The organism is Halorubrum lipolyticum DSM 21995 (assembly GCF_000337375.1).
Taxonomy (GTDB): Archaea; Halobacteriota; Halobacteria; order Halobacteriales; family Haloferacaceae; genus Halorubrum; species Halorubrum lipolyticum.
Window position 1 is genome coordinate 72,317 of sequence record NZ_AOJG01000001.1, and the last position, 15,543, is coordinate 87,859.

The window sequence follows — 15,543 nt, forward strand, 5'->3', positions numbered from 1 at the left end:
CGCCTTCGAGGTAGATGGAGAACAGTTCGGGCAAAACGAGTATGATGCTGGAAACAGTCCGATTACTGCGACGGATGATCCGGTGAAAGTGGATGACACGACCGAGATAACCTACATTTACACAAGACCGGGGAGTTACGGTTACGATGATCTGAGTGGGTCTTATACTGAGCTACGCGAACCGGGTACTGACTCTGTTACTTTTGAGTCGTCTCGGGATTCGACGACCATTACTGCGGAGGGTTCGCCGACTTCTTTTTCGATGCAGGACGGCGACACGATCACAACCAGTGCAGCAGGTGCCGGCGCAGATTATACGATCGACTGGACTGAACGCCCGAAAACGGAGGATCCGTCGGTAACTGTAGGCGGGCAAACCGTATCTCACTCTGGTGTACTTGGCGACGGAGAGACTGTTACGGAGTCGGTCGACCTCACAACCGGTTCGAACACGATGGACGTGTCGACAGTTGGTAAGGTGGGAGTCGATATATCCTGGACAGAGATTACTCAAACGCGCGATCCGGTCGTGGAAATTAACGGCGAGACAACCGGCTACTCCGGCTCCCTCAACGACGGCGAAACGATCTCTCTGAACGCGAGCTCGTCGTGGCTCCGTGAGGGGACGAACAACGTCACCATTGGCGTCGGCGACGAGTCGTACACCGGCGCCGGTCCGGAGCCGCAGGTGGACGTCGAGTACCGTCACGACCTCGAGTCTCCGCGGACGGTGACGTACGAGAGCGAGGCCTTCAGCGAGCGATACAACATCTCGAAGACGTACACGACGGCGCGAGAAGACGCGACGCTAACAGTCCCGCACGCCCGGACCGTGGTCTCGATGCGTAATCTCGAGTATCGACTCAACGAGAGCGGCAGCTGGTCGAGCATCCCGCAGTCGACCGCGAACCTCTCCGAGACGACGCTCACCGTCGACGTGTCGGACCTCGCTGGAAACCCGGTGCCGGAGGGAACGACCGTCGAAGTGCGGTCGACCGGCTCCCGGTTGAAGCCGCACAACGCGGAGATCTCTGTCGTGCAGGCGACGCCGGTCGGATTCGACCTCGACTCGCGAGTCAGACTCGACTCGTGGAGCTCGGATAGCTATCTCGGCGTCGACGAGACGCCACAGGGGAGCCTCGTCCATTACGCAGAGAACGAGAGTTACTCCGCCGAGAGCGACTACGTCGAGCTGTACGGCGACGGGCGACAGCGGTTCTACGCGCCGAACGCCTCGTCCGGCTCGAAGATGACGCTGAACACGCTTCCCGTCCGCGCAGCGCCCGAACAGAACAACATGCGCGTTCGCGTCCCCGAGAACACGAACACCTCTGACCCGCAGTTCGTCGTCGAACCGGCCAGCGTCGTCGGAGACTCGTGGACCGCTGAGTACGTCGCTGGCACCGACGAGACCTGGTACGCGATCGTCGACGAGACCGGCGACGAGCTCGCCACGGCACAGCAACCAGACTCGCTCAGGGTGAGCCGCGACGACGTCGGCTTGGTATCGATCGAACCGACCGACGCGCCGAGCGCGTCGACGGACTCGGTCGGCGGCGGCGTCTTCGCGACTGCGACGACCGGGAACCTCCCGAGCCTCGTCATCCTGTTCGGGAGCGTCGCGATGCTGTTCGTCGCCGGAACGCGCCCGGCGAGCTCGCGAGACGCAGTCGCCGGCATCGCCGCCGGCGCCGACTCCGCGATCTCCCGCATCCCGCGCGTCGGCGGACCGCTCGGGTCCGCTGTCGAGGCGGCCGTGTCGGGCGCTGGCAGCGCGCTGGTGAGCGTCGGGGAGAACAGACTCCTCACGGGCGCCGTCGGCGCCGCGGTCGCCGTGGCGGCCGCTGAGGCCGGCCTGTTCACGATCGGATCGGAGACGGGCGCGATCCTCGCCGTCGCCGGTATCGCCGTCGGCTCGCTGTGGCTCCTGCGCGAGTCCGGCGAGTTCACGACGGCGCGGTGGATCGCGATCGTCGGCATCGCCGGCGTCGTCGCGCTCCAGGGGCTCGGCGAGGCCGACCTCCTCACCGAGCTCGTCAACTCGGACGCGTTCCTCATCCTGGTGCTCATCGGCGGCTACGCGCTCATCCAGTTGGTGCGCGAGTACCGCGCGAACAACGGACCGAACGACGACCGGCCGCAGGTAGTGATCGGTGGCCGGTTCGACTCCGGCGACGACGAGGGGTCGAACTGATGAGCTGGCTCCTCGAGGCGCTCGCCGCGCTCGGTGCGGGTCAGCGCCTCATGATGGGCGCGATGTTCCTCGCCGGGGCGCTCTACCTGTTCAAGGCGGTCAAAATCGGTCGTCTCATCGGGAACGTCCTCTCGTCGGGCGCGGCCTACGGCATCGTCGTCTTGGTCGGCGCCGGCGTCGCGATCGCGCTCGGGTGGATCGACCCGAACGTCGGTCGGATGACCTCGCAGCTCGCGACGTTCGTCGATACGGTGTGGAACGCGATCGGCGAGTGGGTCATCGACGCGACGATCGGGCGGATCGACGACGTCGCCGCGAAATAGATTCCCTGCAGATTCTTACATTTGGCCGACAAGGGCGGAGTCATGTCCGACATTCGGTACTGCTACTACCCGCGGACTCGCGCTCCACCAGACTTCGTCGAGGAGGTCGTCACGGCTTTCCAGGCGAATGAGGACGCGATCTCGACCGTCGAGAGCGACAACGGGCTCAAAAGCGACGACGTGCTCGACGTCGTTCGCGACGACATGGAGGCGATCGGGTTCGAGATCGAGGAAGGAAAATCGAAGGACGAGAAGATCTTCCGACCAGTACTGTTCGGCGAAAACGGCGAGCCGGACCTCCAGTACGAGGTCGACGGGTATCACGAGGGCGAGCGGTACGGGCTAGAGGTGGAGGCGTCGAGAGCCGTGTTAGGGAACGCGCTGTATCGCGACCTGATTCAGGCGGCGGTGATGGTCCAGGTTGATACGCTGGTGCTCGTGGTTCCGAACGTCTACCGGTATAGCAGCGGTGAGAGCAACGCCTACGCCAAGTGCAACGACGTTGTCGACACCGTCTACGCCTCGGGACGGATCGAGTTACCCTTCGAGACGTTGTTGATCGGGTACTGAGCTGGTCAAACCCGAAGAATCACGGTAGCAATTTTCACTCAGTTGGAGGGGGATTTTCGCTGCTCCGCCTTCTGTATCAGCTCTTCATTGAACGCGTCCCCGTCTTCGCCCTCGTGAACACGCCGGTGGCAGTTCGCACAGAGCGCGATCACATTCTCGGGGTCGTCAGCGCCGCCGTCAGCTCGCCGATAGAGGTGGTGAACTTCGAGGTACGGGTCGCCGCTCTTGGTGATGAACGGTGCGTCTTCCTCGCAACCCTGGCAGACGCCGTCAGCGTGCGCCAGTGCGTAGTCTCGAACGGCTTGCGACCGTGAGTACCTATTCCGCGTCGACGTCGATGAGCCGCCAGAGCTGCCGCCGGAGCTACCGCCGGAATCGGACTGCGGGCTGCTCGCTTTCGCGCGTTCGTAGAGGGACTGGAGATCGTCCCCGTCGGTGTCGTCGAGTTCGACCTCTTCGCCGCCCACCGGCTCAAGCTCGAACCGGAACGCGTCGCGGTACTCGTCGTTTTTGTCTTTGAGTCGGGCCTCCCGAACGCCGGTGCGTTCGAACTCGCCGACGTAGGTGACGACCCACGCTTCGTCGGTGTTCTCGAACAGGTGGAGCGACGTCCCGGTCTGCTTGTGGGAGTTGATTGCCGCGTTGCCCTCGTTCATCGTCATGTCGCCTTCGGTTCCCTCACCGGTGTAGAGGAAGGTCCCGTCGTCGAGGAACTCGTCTTCGTAGCCGTACGTCTCGCCCGAATCACCGGTGAAGAGGAACACGGCCGAATACTCGGCGGGCGTGGCGATCCCGCGGTAGCGCTGTCCACCGTAGATATCGTGGAGGGCTTTTCGATCGTACCGCTGACCCGGTGTGAAGTCGAGATCGTCGTCGAGGTCGTCGTTGCTGAGAGGGTCGAGTTTCGATGCCGAGGGCATGTGCTCACCCCATCTCAACAACTCCTTAATTTACTTACTACTTTATCGAGACAGAATTCTTTCGTGACGTAGCTCACTGCCTATCCCTGGCAGTATCTCTTGTGCTGATCACGCATCGGCAATAATTATCTTGGAGGTGACAAACGACTCTCGTAATGACCAGCGAGAACGCGCTGACACGGCTGGCAGACGACATCGCGACCGTCATCCCGACTGTTGATCGAAACACCGAGGGACAGTACGGAGACGGGATCGGTTCGGAGGACGAGCCCCGGCAGGTGGAACTGCTCGTCGACGAGCTACAGCGACACAGCTCGGTGTATGAAGACACGCGGTTGGAGGTCCCGTATCCGGATAGCGCCGAGAGTTGCGATCTCGTTCTCCCGGACGGGATCCCGGTCGAGTGCAAGCTGCTCCGCTACTGGCGGGCGAACGGCGATCCGGAGGATTCGATGCCGATGCGCGTGTTCAGTCCGTTTCACGAGCACACGCTGCTGAGTGACGCCCAGAAGCTGCGCGAGTCAGGGTTCGATCGCGACGGGGGACTGCTCGGGCTGTTCTACAAGCGGTCGGATGACGACCCGAGAACCGTCGCGAATCTCCCCGAACAGTTTACGGCGGAGCGGTTGGCCGACAAGACGGCTCGCGATATCGAGTACTGGTTCGATATCGATGTCGACGTGTGTGGGGTTGCGGAGTTCGACGGCCTGCAGCATCCGGTGCAGGCGCAAGGGGCGGCGATCACGTGGGAGATCAAATCGTGAACTTTGATGATCTACGTCGATTTCCGCTCGTCTAGTTCAAGGAGAGGCTTCAGTTCCTGATCGATCTGCTCAATGAACGTGTGTCCATCATTTCCGGACTGACGAGACCTTCGGAGATCATTAAATAGATTCGCTAACCGAGTTCGCTTCTCCGGATCAATTTCACGAGGATCTAGTACAGGTGCCCCATTTAGCTGACTGATTTCGAGCTTTTGCAAGCCGCTGTAGTTGTGACTCTCTTTGCTCAGAACTCGCTCCATAACTGTGCTGTTGAGATAGGCCAATAGTGCATCTCGGTACATCTCGTATTCGTCGTCATCTTCGTCGAAATCCAAGTAGATCGCATGGATATTATTCAGGGTCCGGAGTTCTGCATCGTTTCGCATGAACAGGAACCCTGTTCTATTCATGTACTTCCCGAGGATCGGAGCGGGCTCCTGTGGCTCGACACGGTACCACGTACTCCGATTTGAGACGATGTATCGATCGACTGTTTCGGAGTCCTCGCCTTCGCTGAGATATCTGCGGAGCCCATCGCTCTCGAGATCGTCCTTCTCTATTGCCGCACCCGAGTCCAAGCAATAGAGCAACCATACCGACTCACCATCATCTCGCCACGATTCCCAGTTCTCCTCGGTCAAATTGACCAAATCAAGCCCGTGAGCGCTTCTGATTATTTTCACACGGTACCGCTCGGGGATATCGTACTCTTCTACCACGTCCTGCGTGAGACAAAAATAATCGTTGTCGCCCGTTGCAATACCCCGGTGAGGAGTTGCGATCTCATCAAACTCAGTGAGTTCGGGGAAATCTCGGACATCGGTCTCGTCGAGGTAGTACGACCAGCGCTCTGCTGGGGACAGCAGCCGTTGAGCGATTACCGTCGATCCTGAGACACCAGTGATCTCCTCGGGATCCGTGTCTAGAAGCGTTTCAGCATCGAAATTACCAGCCCACGAAGATACTCTCATAAATCGCGTTTGGTGAGACTCTGGCGCTGTACCTTTCTCTAGTAAGAGTACACTAGGGCGTGTTCTAATACCCTCGAACACATCGATCTCGTCCCCAAACTGCACGATTCCGTGAATCGTGAATTCATTTAGGAGATACCGCTTCAAGTCCCGACCGAACTCGGTATCAAGGAACTTCGAGGGGACGATCGCAGCGATCCGACCTCCCGATCTGAGGAACTGGGCGGCGTGAACGAGGAAGTATCCATACAGTGGCGTTCGCTGTGAGAAATCGTACGTGCTCTCACGAGCGATGATCTGCTCGAGATCCTCCTTCATCTGGGAGTCGAGCGCCTGATGTCGTGAGTAGGGAGGATTAGCTATCACGGCATCATACGCTTCCGTTTGGATACCCTCCCGCTCGAAGCTCCGGGGGCTATGCTGTATGAAGTCGCTCTGGATGAGATTACTCTTCCCAGCTCCGTCGACGAGCTTCAGGGAGACCGACGCCATAGCTATTGCCACTTCATCGATGTCGATGCCAGTGATATCCGCAAGCGGATTGGTGGCACCGAGTTCGATCTTCCTAGAGAGGGCATGAGAAGCGAGTGGGCCCGCCCCAATTCCGGGGTCCATGATCGTATCTTCGCCCCTCTGAACGGCCCATGATGCCATGAACGTGCTAACGAACGAGGGCGTCGCGAATTGACCGAGATCGCGCCGTGCGGCTTGGGGAGTCAGAGTTTCATAGACCTCGGCCAAGAGAGTTGCTGGGTCGTCGACGTGGGCGATCGGATGACGGAGTGCCAGCAACAGTTCATCGATGCTTTCTGTCTTTTGTGGGATGAGCTGATCTACAACAGAGGATTCGAATGCAGTTGCATCGGTTTGCTCATCTGCTCTTTGGAAGGCTTGTTTCCAGTCATCTGTAGGAGCAAGAGGCTCAAGTGACGGATGTTCTGGCTGGTGTAGCGAGTAGAGCGTTCCCCGTAGATATCGACGGAAAACGGCTATTCGAAACGCATATTCCGTAGTGGAGAGGGTATCTGGAACACCGCGATCAGAAACCCACTGCTCAATTTGCGGCGGGATGTCGTCAATAGATTGCTCAAGTTTCTCACTGATATTTTTGAGCAGCTCACTCAGCAGTCTAGAAACCTCAGCTGACGGTGACTCCTCCGGTTTTATTGGTAACAGCTCTTTATCAGAAAGAGACCAAAGGTATGCGTTGCCCACTTTTGTTTTGGAAAGAACACCGAGTTTGTTGAGGTCATGAAGCTTGTTAAGGACGGTCTTGTGACTACATTCGTGCTGTTCACGGATATCTACTGTCTCCTCTAAACCGTCGAATGCAACAGTAGACAGGATATCTGATAGGGCGTATCTACTCATGTTAACAACCAGTCTCCGAAGCCCACCATACCATCACAGGTAACGATTACAAGTACTTGTAAATGGATTTTTTGGTACTGGATAAAGTCGGTGTGTGCCCAGATAGCCGATTTACATCTATCGTTGCTAAGACACAATAAATTCTTGTCCCAGCTAATTTATTAGCAAAATAGAGTAGTATGTGAAGATCTCGATACTGATCCTAGAGGGGAATAACTCCGATTTGCCCAGCAGAAACGTCTAAACAGGCCCAAATAGACTAATTTCCCTGGAAATCAGATAATGCATGATTCGAACTCTGTAATCCATCAATTCCTGTGATATTGCTCAATTCTTCTAAGATATCATCTGGTGGGGAATTAAGATAGAACTCATCGTTATTGCTATCGATATTTACACGGCTGGTTAATGTAGAGAGGGCTTCAACTGTCTCTTGGATGTCTGAACGCTCATATTCTTCAAACCCATCAAGAACAGTGTAAGCACCGATCGAGGGTGTTGTGCCTCCCTCTTGGATGTCGTGTGCTTTGAATAATACCTTCTTGATCAGTTGCTCTTCGGGTGTTCTACTCCAAACCTCTTCAACGTGAGCTGGCATTTCAGTCGGATTTTCAGGATAACTCAGGAGATCCAGAGTTTGTGAATAAGTAAATCTGCGCTCAAGATGGCATTCTATGATTTTGAGTATCCCTTCAATTGTTGCTAATGAAACATTATCAGGCGTGTTTTCGAGAATATCCTCTCTTTCAGTTGCGTCTTCACCGTACTCTTGAGCTACACAGAAGGTACGGTCATACCCGTTATCTGGCTCTAAACTGTCCAGATTGTCTTCTATCCTGACTTTCCCCTTTGTACCGATTGTTTTGATCTGTATTCTAGGAGCGTCCTCGTTTGAAAGTGGTATCTTCACGTACCTCTCTTCGCCTCCCTTAGCTCGATTTACATCGCCAAATCGTAGGTGTTGGAACGTGTCTGCGACGGCGTTAACGAGGGACCGGTTTTTGTCAATCGCTGCCGCCTCAATTTCAGACATAAGATAATCCGATTGAGGTCTGAAATTGTCGGCGGCACTACGAAGCGCATAGTCGAGGAATTCCTCAGCCTCATCAATAACTTCACTTTCTTCAAGATTGAAGTGCAAATATCCAAGTAGTAGCAGGTTACCGACGTAGATCTCTTTGAAGGTGTCTGTGACATTCGGCCCGATATCCTCCTGCTCAACAAAGAGTTTGAATAGGGGGTGCTCCTCGTTGATCGCAATTTCTCCGTCTTCACTGTCAAACTCGAACGGATAATCTGAGTTCCCCTGAGTTCTCTGTACCACTTCTACTGAATCAGGGTCGACCCTATCATCGCCTCGCGAAAGTCCCGAGATGGCCTCATAAGTTTGTCCTGGGCTCTTTGAGTTAACCCGTTGAACGATAGGCTTAGGATCATAGTCCGCCTCCGAACTACCACTGTCGATCGATTCTAGTTTATCTCGTTCTCTACGAGCGCTGTTGTACACTGCGTGTGCGACCGCTCTCGCAATTTCCGGCTCTCTGCGGTCTCTCTTAGTGGAGTCACGCTGAACAAGTAGTGTTTCGTCAAGGCCGGGAATCTCCAACTCGGCGATAAACTGCTTCCACCATTTATATCCAATCTCGTCGATATCCCACTTTGGATTATGGCGATTTAGCAGCTTGCCTCTCACACGAATCTTGAATCCATGATCGTCGAAGCCGCGGTCACTCTGACTTTTAGTGTTCAGCTTCGATTCGTAGATTTCTGCGTGACCTGAAACAGGACCCAGCCCAGGAACATCAATTCCAGTAATCGTTTCGGTTGTGTCAGTCGGGTTTCTGAACTTAATGACTCTACACACGTACTTCGATTCTGGGACATCCTCCTTTGAGTCGTATTCCGGGCTGTTCTCTTGCCAATAACTACGGAGTTTGTTTTGAATATTTTCTAGTGTATCCTGATCCTCAACATTGGTCTCAACGATGGGGTCATCATCTCGTTCCTTCTTAGTGATTTCTTCACCGTTAAGAGAGACTTTGAATCGTGAGGAAACCGGGATTGACGAATTTATCATCCGTTTCAACAGCCACGGCATCAATTCGTTTCCCGTGTGTTCTGGAGGAATATCCTCAACTAGTGCTAGTGTCCAGGTCTCCCATCCCTCTTCCCATGGGTTCTGAACTTCGTCAAAGAGATGTCCAAAGGTCTCCTCTGCCTCCGAACTGTCCATTTCATACACAGGAAAACGAGGGGCATCGGATGCAGTTTGATCCTTCAACTCGTTTTGATCGACCGAAATTACCCTTGTTTTCCCGTTTTTTGTGGCTAAATATGTTAGTCGTTCTCCAAGAGCGAAAGCAGCTAATTTGCCAACTCCGAATTTTCCTATTTGTTGTCTATTGTGTTCTTCCCTGCTGTGGGTCCCAGCTTTTCGACTTTCGGCAACCCTCCAAAGCCACTTGATGCCCTCCATATCCATCGATTCACCATTGTCGAGAACAAACAACCGGTCAGAGGAGTCTGTCGGAGTAGAAATATAACATTCTTCTGCACCTGCATCATAACTATTACACACTAATTCTTCAATCGCTCTGCGAGGATTATCGTAGAGTTGTGAGGAGAACTGATCGATAATTCGAAAGTTAATGTCTATATTTATATCTTCAACATCGGTATGGACCTCTTGGGCAGCTTCCTCGATCTCGCCCGTAGGTTCTCGGTCCGTGTCAGCCATGATCCAGTAGAAAGTGGTTATCAACTTGAATGTTGCTTCCACTCTTCGACAAGTGATGTGCGAATGAATTATAGAGTTTGATTAGATACGTAGAAATAATGAGTGATGACAGTGATGACGACTCTTTCCCCAAATTTGGATTAAATAGTGACACATCATCTTACGAAGATTACCTAGGGTTTGAGCCGTATGTTATAGCTGTCAAAGAGTTCATTACATCAGGCCAGACAAAACCTCCGCTAACGATCTCAATAGAGGGTGATTGGGGAAGTGGAAAAACTACTTTCTTGAATCTACTTGAGGAATCACTGGGAGATGAGTATACAAGTGTTAGGTTCAATCCTTGGCGACATGAAGACAAAGAAGCGGTGTGGGCTACATTTGCGCTCCAATTGGTGAGGGCTCTGAAGCAAGATGCTAATCTCTGTGAGAGAGCCAAATTTAGTTTACAACTTGCATGGAGGCGTTATATTTCAAATACAACCTGGTGGGAAAGAACAAAATCAGTCGCTGTCGGTATTTCCCTAGCTACCCCGCTGCTAGTTTTTACTGCTCTGTGGGTCCATTTCGGTTGGGAGTTGACATTCAGCTACCTGAATCTATCTGATGGACCGATGGGAATTATCAACTATACATTCGGAACTGGTGGATTTATTGCTGTTGTTGTCGGGTACCTCGAATTTATTAACAGACTTGGAATCGGAGTGGGATCTTCAATAGAAAAAAACCTAGTTGCATATGCTGCGGATCCTAACTACAATAAAAAGAGTGAATTCATTACTGAATTTCAGCAGGACTTCTCAGATATACTAGATATTTACCTCGAAGAGGGCGAGCGAGTATTCGTTTTTATTGACGATCTTGACAGATGTTCTGTTCCCCGTGCTGCTGATCTGATGGAGGCCATCAATCTGCTTCTCTCCGATGATGATCAGATGGTATTTATAATGGGTCTAGATCGAGAACGGGTCGCTGCGGGTGTGGCAGCAAAACATTCTGAGGTTCTATCGTACCTTGATCAAAACCAAGCAAATGGTGACCTAGATTACGGTTACCAATATTTAGAGAAGTTCATTCAGATTCCATTCCTCGTGCCAGAACCCAAGGAAGAAGATATTGAGAATCTCATTCGAAGTGTAAATAATAGGGAGAGTATTGACGAATCTCATATGACTAAGCAGTGGAACGATATTGAATCAGAACTAGAAGGTAATCTTAATGAGATTTTCAACATGGCCGCACCTGCACTGCAAGGCAATCCACGTCAGGTAAAACGGTTTGGTAACCTCTTTCAATTGAGAGCAATTCTGGCTCACACAGAGGATGTGTTAGTAATAAATGATGTGGAAGATGTCCCAGATACAATCACGCTCTTTCAATTAGCGAAGTTTGTTATTATAAGTATTCAGTGGCCGCAACTCATCACAAAAATCTATAATGATATAGATGCTCTTGATACTCTTATCGAAGTTGCAAGTAATGATAATAAGGTAGCTCCAGCTGACCTTGAGCGATGGGCAAATGACCGAGAGTTACTAGAGTTGCTAACATACCAAAATGATGATAGCAGGTATGACATTCGTAACAAACAGATTGGGACGTTATTGAAGATCTCTCCGAGGGCTGACCGCCCCACAAAAAGCGACAGCACCGATAATTCAATAGCTAGAAAGATAGACATCTCCATATTTTCTAGTAACCAGAACCGTGGACAGTTGGAGAATATTTTCGCACAAATAATGAGAGATTATTCTGAGGTTGAGATCGATATCCTACCTGATTACTATGATATCAATTCGAATGAAAAATCTGTTCTCTCTAGAGCTTTCCATGGCCCTATTTGGATTGTCGAAGAACAAATTGCCACACAACCAGCATTCAAGGAAATAGTAGAGTCTGTGCCAGATAGTAGCTTGATTATTGTGCTAGAGAGAGACAATCTGCTATCTATCGAAGAAATTGAAAATATTGCTAACAGCCTACCCTGTAAGAATTCCATAGCAGTAAGTTCAGAAGGCGAACTGGCAGATATCCTTTCAAATAGAATCGATAGCTTGGTACAGAACCAGTCAGAGTGGGAAAATTGGCGTAAGGAAGCTACTGCAGCGCGAAATGACTACGTACATGGATTCTAATGATTCCAGACATGCTATCGAATCAAATAGGAGTCATTCCTAAAAACCTGCCCACCAACTCGGCCTCGTCGCGTAACTCGGCCGCGGGCTCGGCACGGGGACGTCGAGACTCGGGTCGACATCGCCGGCGAGGAACTGCTCGCCCCATGTAGTGATCGACCAGTAGGTCTCGAAGCGGCCGTCGACGACTTCTCGTTCGTGTCGATCGACGAGCTCGGCGTCGAGTAACACCTTACAGCGCTCAGTGACACGGCTGGGACTCACGGTACCAGTGAGGTCGAAGCCGATCTCCCAAGCGTCGGCGTCACCCTCCTCGGCGAGATGTTCGAGGATGCGATCGTCGAGCTGGACCATCCAAAAGGGTAAAGACCGCATTCAGGTTGCGCCCCCGTTGGACTCTCCAGGAACGTCACCGCTGTCGGTGGCGGTGACATCGCCGGCGTCTTCGTCGATGTAGCGCCACTCCTGGGTGTCGAGACGACCGTCTAGATAGGCCTCTCCGTCATCTGTGATGACGTAGACTCCATTACCGAAATGTTTGGTTAGACCCTCCTCAGTTAGCCGTTTACAACGTTTGTCAATGTACTGTCGAGAGTAGTTGATTGGTCCCTCACGCTTCATTTCTGCAGGGGAACCAGATTCGTGTTCAGATAAATATTCGAGAACCCTGTCATCGACAAGGGTCATCCAGTCTCCGGAATGTCTCATAAAAGGCGTCTAGTTGCCCTCCGCTGTATTATGACCGGATAGCAACTCATATTGATAGTAGCAGTATGAAGACTATCCAGCAATTATAAATGCTTTCAGCATAGAGTAATGCTCACGGAGCCCGAGTGACGAACCCTCGGCTAGTGAGAAAGTGTAGGAATCCCGGCCGCGGTGCTGGAACACCCGACCGGGTCGGGTTCTGTGCTGAGACCACAGAACCATGCTGATGATGGCAACTGCGGGGCTTAAGCCCTGCGCGACGACCGACGAACCGAGCGAAAACACCGACGGCGGCTGCGCGTTCTGCCCAGCGCCGGCTGACGGCTTCGACGCTGAGCGCGGCGTCGCCGTCTGTCGCGACTGCGCGGAGGAAGAATGACGGACGACGACCTCCGCGAGGCCGTCGAGTCGCTGCCCGACGCCGACCCCGACAGCCTCGTGCAGCTCGACAGCGGCCGCGGCCACTTCGTGTTCAACGCCGACGCCGACGATCAGGATGTCGACGAGATCGATGACGTGCTCGAAGACACCGGCTACGAGCGCGACGGCCACCTCCCGGTTCCGGGAATGGTGCAGCAGAACTTCCGCCCGATCGAGGAGGAGGACGGCGAATGAGCGCGAGCTCTGCCGCCGAGGCCGACACCCTCGCCGATCTCACCGCCTTCCAGCGCGATCTCCTCTGGGCGCTCTCCCACGACGACGCCCGCAAGGGACTCTCGCTGAAGGCGGAACTCGCCGAATACTACGGCGAGGAACTCAACCACAGCCGCCTCTACCAGAACCTCGACAAGATCGTCGATCGCGACCTCGTCGCCAAGCAGGCGCGCGACAAGCGCACCAACGAGTACCGCCTCACCGAGTCGGCCCGCCGCGCCCTCGAAGCCCGCAAAGCGTGGCAGGCGGGAGGTGACGAATGAGGTTCACCCGCATCGCGGACGGCGAGGTGACCGGCTACACAGTCGGCGTCGAGCGCCTCGACCCCGACGACGATCCGGAGCTGGAGCCCGCGGGCTACCACTCCCCGCAACTGCTCTACGCGGTGATGACGCCCGGCGCGGTCGTCACGGACTACGATGTCCACCGGCTCGCCCGGAATCTGCCGGGTGACGCGGGCTGGGTCGTCGACGCGCTCCGCGATCTCGACTACGACGAGCTCGACGCCCCGGAGCCGAATCCGTGACCCGAGCCGTCATGGTCGAGTTGCGCTGGTCGGAGGGGCGCCGCGTCGAGACGGTCGAGGTCGGTCCCCTCGCGACGGACGCAGCGGCGATCGACATGGCGCGCCGGCAGGCCGGGATCTCGGGCACCGAGTTCCGCACCGGGGTGGTCGTCGCGTGACCGGTCGGCTGTGGCACTGTCGCACCTGCGACCGGCTCGTCAACCGGTTCGTGAACGGGGCGACCTGTCCGGACTGCGGCGGAAGCCCGTCGGACGGGATGCTCTCGACGGAGCGCGGGCCATGACGAGGCGGCAGGCGCCCGGAGAGCTGTCGGTCCGCGCGGCCGCACAGCGGTATCTCCGCCGCCGCCGCGCCGACGCCACGGAGGCGTCGGTGAAGTCGTGGAAGTACCGACTGAAGCTCTTCGTCGAGTGGTGCGACGGCATCGGCCTCGACAGCGTCGACGAGCTCCGCGGCTACGACATCGACGAGTACTACGAGCTCCGCAGCGCGAACGTCGCGCCGGCGACGCTCGAAGGCGAGATGTGGACGCTGCGGATGTTCGCTGAGTACCTCGAGCAGATCGACGCGGTCGAGGAGGGTCTCTCGGACTCCGTGCGGATCCCGGACATCAACCCGGAGGACCGCGCCGACGAGACGCAGCTCTCGACGCCGGCGGCGATGCGCCTGATCGAGTACTACCGCTCGTCGGACGACGACCGCGCCAGCCGCGCCCACGCCTTCCTCGAGCTCGCGTGGTTCACCGGCGCGCGCCAGAGCGGGCTCCGGGCGCTCGACGTGCGCGACCTGAACGCCCGCGTCGACGAGGGCGAGCAGAGCTGGGTGGAGTTCCGACACCGACCGGACACGGACACCCCGCTGAAGAACAACCGGCGCGGCGAGCGACCGGTCGGGATCCCCGACGAGGTGGCTCGCGTCGTCACCGAGTACGTCCGGGAGAACCGCTTCGACACGCGGGACGATCACGGCCGCAAGCCGCTCATAGCGAGCGCGAAGGGGCGGCCGACGGAGAACACCGTCCGGGTGTGGAGCTACGGCGCCACGCAGCCGTGCGTCGCCGGAGGCTGCCCGCACGACAAGGACCCGGACAACTGCGAGTGGACGCAGTACGCTCACCTGAGCAAGTGTCCGTCGTCGAGGTCTCCCCATCCGATACGGACGGGGTCGATCACGTGGCAATTGAACCAGGGGATCCCGCCGGAGGTCGTCGCGGAGCGGGTCGACGCGACGGTGAAGACGATCGAGAACCACTACGACTGGGCCTCGCAGGAGGACCGGTGGCGGCGCTACCGAGACCGGATGGAACAGCGGCAGGACTACGTCGATCAGCTGACGAAAAACGGAGATTCAGAGCATGAACGCAACTGAGCGAAACGACGGAGGAGAACAGTGCGAGCCGGTTACGAACACGGATAGATGTACATCGTGCCGGCCCANTCAGAGCATGAACGCAACTGAGCGAAACGACGGAGGAGAACAGTGCGAGCCGGTTACGAACACGGATAGATGTACATCGTGCCGGCCCACTTCTCCCGCATTTCGATCTATTCAGTCCGTGAGAGTGCTCTATCGTGCGATCGCAAGACGGAGAACGGCTCGACGACGCGGTCACGAGCTGCTCGAACGGAGTGCGTTACCGGACCCGCATCTCTTTATCTGTGTAGAATACC

General features: G+C 55.4%; 16 protein-coding genes. 11 read left to right on the plus strand and 5 right to left on the minus strand.

Annotation, left to right across the window (positions count from 1 at the left end):
- The first annotated feature begins 529 nt into the window (after positions 1-529).
- Genes C469_RS00405 through C469_RS00415 form a run of 3 tightly spaced genes read left to right on the plus strand, consistent with a single transcriptional unit; the run spans position 530 to position 3,087 of the window.
- Positions 530-2,194, plus strand: coding sequence for a hypothetical protein (locus C469_RS00405; RefSeq protein ID WP_008002816.1), 1,665 nt, complete (start codon positions 530-532; stop codon positions 2,192-2,194).
- Positions 2,194-2,517, plus strand: a complete 324-nt coding sequence (locus C469_RS00410) for a hypothetical protein (protein ID WP_008002818.1) — start codon at positions 2,194-2,196, stop codon at positions 2,515-2,517. Before C469_RS00405 ends, C469_RS00410 begins: the two co-directional genes overlap by 1 nt.
- A gap of 42 nt (positions 2,518-2,559) precedes the next feature.
- The gene (locus C469_RS00415; protein ID WP_008002820.1) at positions 2,560-3,087 is read left to right on the plus strand and encodes a hypothetical protein; all 528 of its coding nucleotides are present in this window, start codon (positions 2,560-2,562) and stop codon (positions 3,085-3,087) included.
- 38 nt (positions 3,088-3,125) lie between these two features.
- Here the strand turns inward: C469_RS00415 and C469_RS00420 are convergent, their stop codons facing one another.
- The gene (locus C469_RS00420) at positions 3,126-4,007 is read right to left on the minus strand and encodes an HNH endonuclease (protein ID WP_008002822.1); all 882 of its coding nucleotides are present in this window, start codon (positions 4,005-4,007) and stop codon (positions 3,126-3,128) included.
- Between the two features lie 155 nt (positions 4,008-4,162).
- Here C469_RS00420 and C469_RS00425 point away from each other — a divergent pair, with 155 nt between their 5' ends.
- A complete protein-coding gene (locus C469_RS00425; protein WP_008002824.1) occupies positions 4,163-4,771 on the plus strand; it encodes a hypothetical protein in 609 nt (202 codons plus the stop codon).
- An 11-nt stretch (positions 4,772-4,782) separates the two neighbouring features.
- Here the strand turns inward: C469_RS00425 and C469_RS00430 are convergent, their stop codons facing one another.
- Positions 4,783-7,113, minus strand: a complete 2,331-nt coding sequence (locus C469_RS00430; RefSeq protein WP_082230075.1) for an HsdM family class I SAM-dependent methyltransferase — start codon at positions 7,111-7,113, stop codon at positions 4,783-4,785.
- A 259-nt stretch (positions 7,114-7,372) separates the two neighbouring features.
- The gene (locus tag C469_RS16130; protein WP_147587210.1) at positions 7,373-9,850 is read right to left on the minus strand and encodes an ATP-binding protein; all 2,478 of its coding nucleotides are present in this window, start codon (positions 9,848-9,850) and stop codon (positions 7,373-7,375) included.
- Positions 9,851-9,948: 98 nt separating this feature from the next.
- Between C469_RS16130 and C469_RS16135 the strand changes: the two genes are divergently transcribed.
- Positions 9,949-11,985, plus strand: a complete 2,037-nt coding sequence (locus C469_RS16135) for a KAP family P-loop NTPase fold protein (protein WP_008002830.1) — start codon at positions 9,949-9,951, stop codon at positions 11,983-11,985.
- Positions 11,986-12,024: 39 nt separating this feature from the next.
- Here C469_RS16135 and C469_RS00435 read toward each other — a convergent pair whose 3' ends face one another.
- Both C469_RS00435 and C469_RS00440 read right to left on the minus strand, forming a co-directional pair.
- Entirely contained in the window at positions 12,025-12,339 is a 315-nt protein-coding gene (locus tag C469_RS00435; RefSeq protein ID WP_147587211.1) for a repressor phrH2, read from the minus strand.
- A 21-nt stretch (positions 12,340-12,360) separates the two neighbouring features.
- Positions 12,361-12,693 (minus strand): hypothetical protein, encoded by a 333-nt coding sequence (locus C469_RS00440; RefSeq protein WP_008002833.1) that lies wholly within the window; start codon positions 12,691-12,693, stop codon positions 12,361-12,363.
- Between the two features lie 375 nt (positions 12,694-13,068).
- On the opposite strand from C469_RS00440, the gene C469_RS00445 reads away from it, so the two are divergent.
- Genes C469_RS00445 through C469_RS00460 form a run of 6 tightly spaced genes read left to right on the plus strand, consistent with a single transcriptional unit; the run spans position 13,069 to position 15,241 of the window.
- Positions 13,069-13,308 carry a hypothetical protein gene (locus C469_RS00445; protein ID WP_008002834.1) on the plus strand — a complete coding sequence of 80 codons (240 nt, stop codon included), beginning with the start codon at positions 13,069-13,071 and terminating at the stop codon, positions 13,306-13,308.
- Complete coding sequence (locus C469_RS00450) at positions 13,305-13,610, plus strand: helix-turn-helix transcriptional regulator (protein ID WP_008002835.1); 306 nt, start codon at positions 13,305-13,307, stop codon at positions 13,608-13,610. Before C469_RS00445 ends, C469_RS00450 begins: the two co-directional genes overlap by 4 nt.
- Positions 13,607-13,873: a hypothetical protein gene (locus C469_RS00455; RefSeq protein WP_008002836.1), complete on the plus strand. Its 267-nt coding sequence runs from the start codon at positions 13,607-13,609 to the stop codon at positions 13,871-13,873. Before C469_RS00450 ends, C469_RS00455 begins: the two co-directional genes overlap by 4 nt.
- The gene (locus C469_RS16980) at positions 13,870-14,031 is read left to right on the plus strand and encodes a hypothetical protein (protein ID WP_160163053.1); all 162 of its coding nucleotides are present in this window, start codon (positions 13,870-13,872) and stop codon (positions 14,029-14,031) included. Before C469_RS00455 ends, C469_RS16980 begins: the two co-directional genes overlap by 4 nt.
- On the plus strand, positions 14,028-14,156 hold the full coding sequence (locus C469_RS17595) for a hypothetical protein (protein ID WP_261797445.1): 129 nt from the start codon (positions 14,028-14,030) through the stop codon (positions 14,154-14,156). The genes C469_RS16980 and C469_RS17595 overlap by 4 nt, the downstream gene beginning before the upstream one ends.
- Positions 14,153-15,241, plus strand: coding sequence for a tyrosine-type recombinase/integrase (locus tag C469_RS00460; protein ID WP_008002837.1), 1,089 nt, complete (start codon positions 14,153-14,155; stop codon positions 15,239-15,241). The genes C469_RS17595 and C469_RS00460 overlap by 4 nt, the downstream gene beginning before the upstream one ends.
- Positions 15,242-15,543 lie beyond the last annotated feature (302 nt).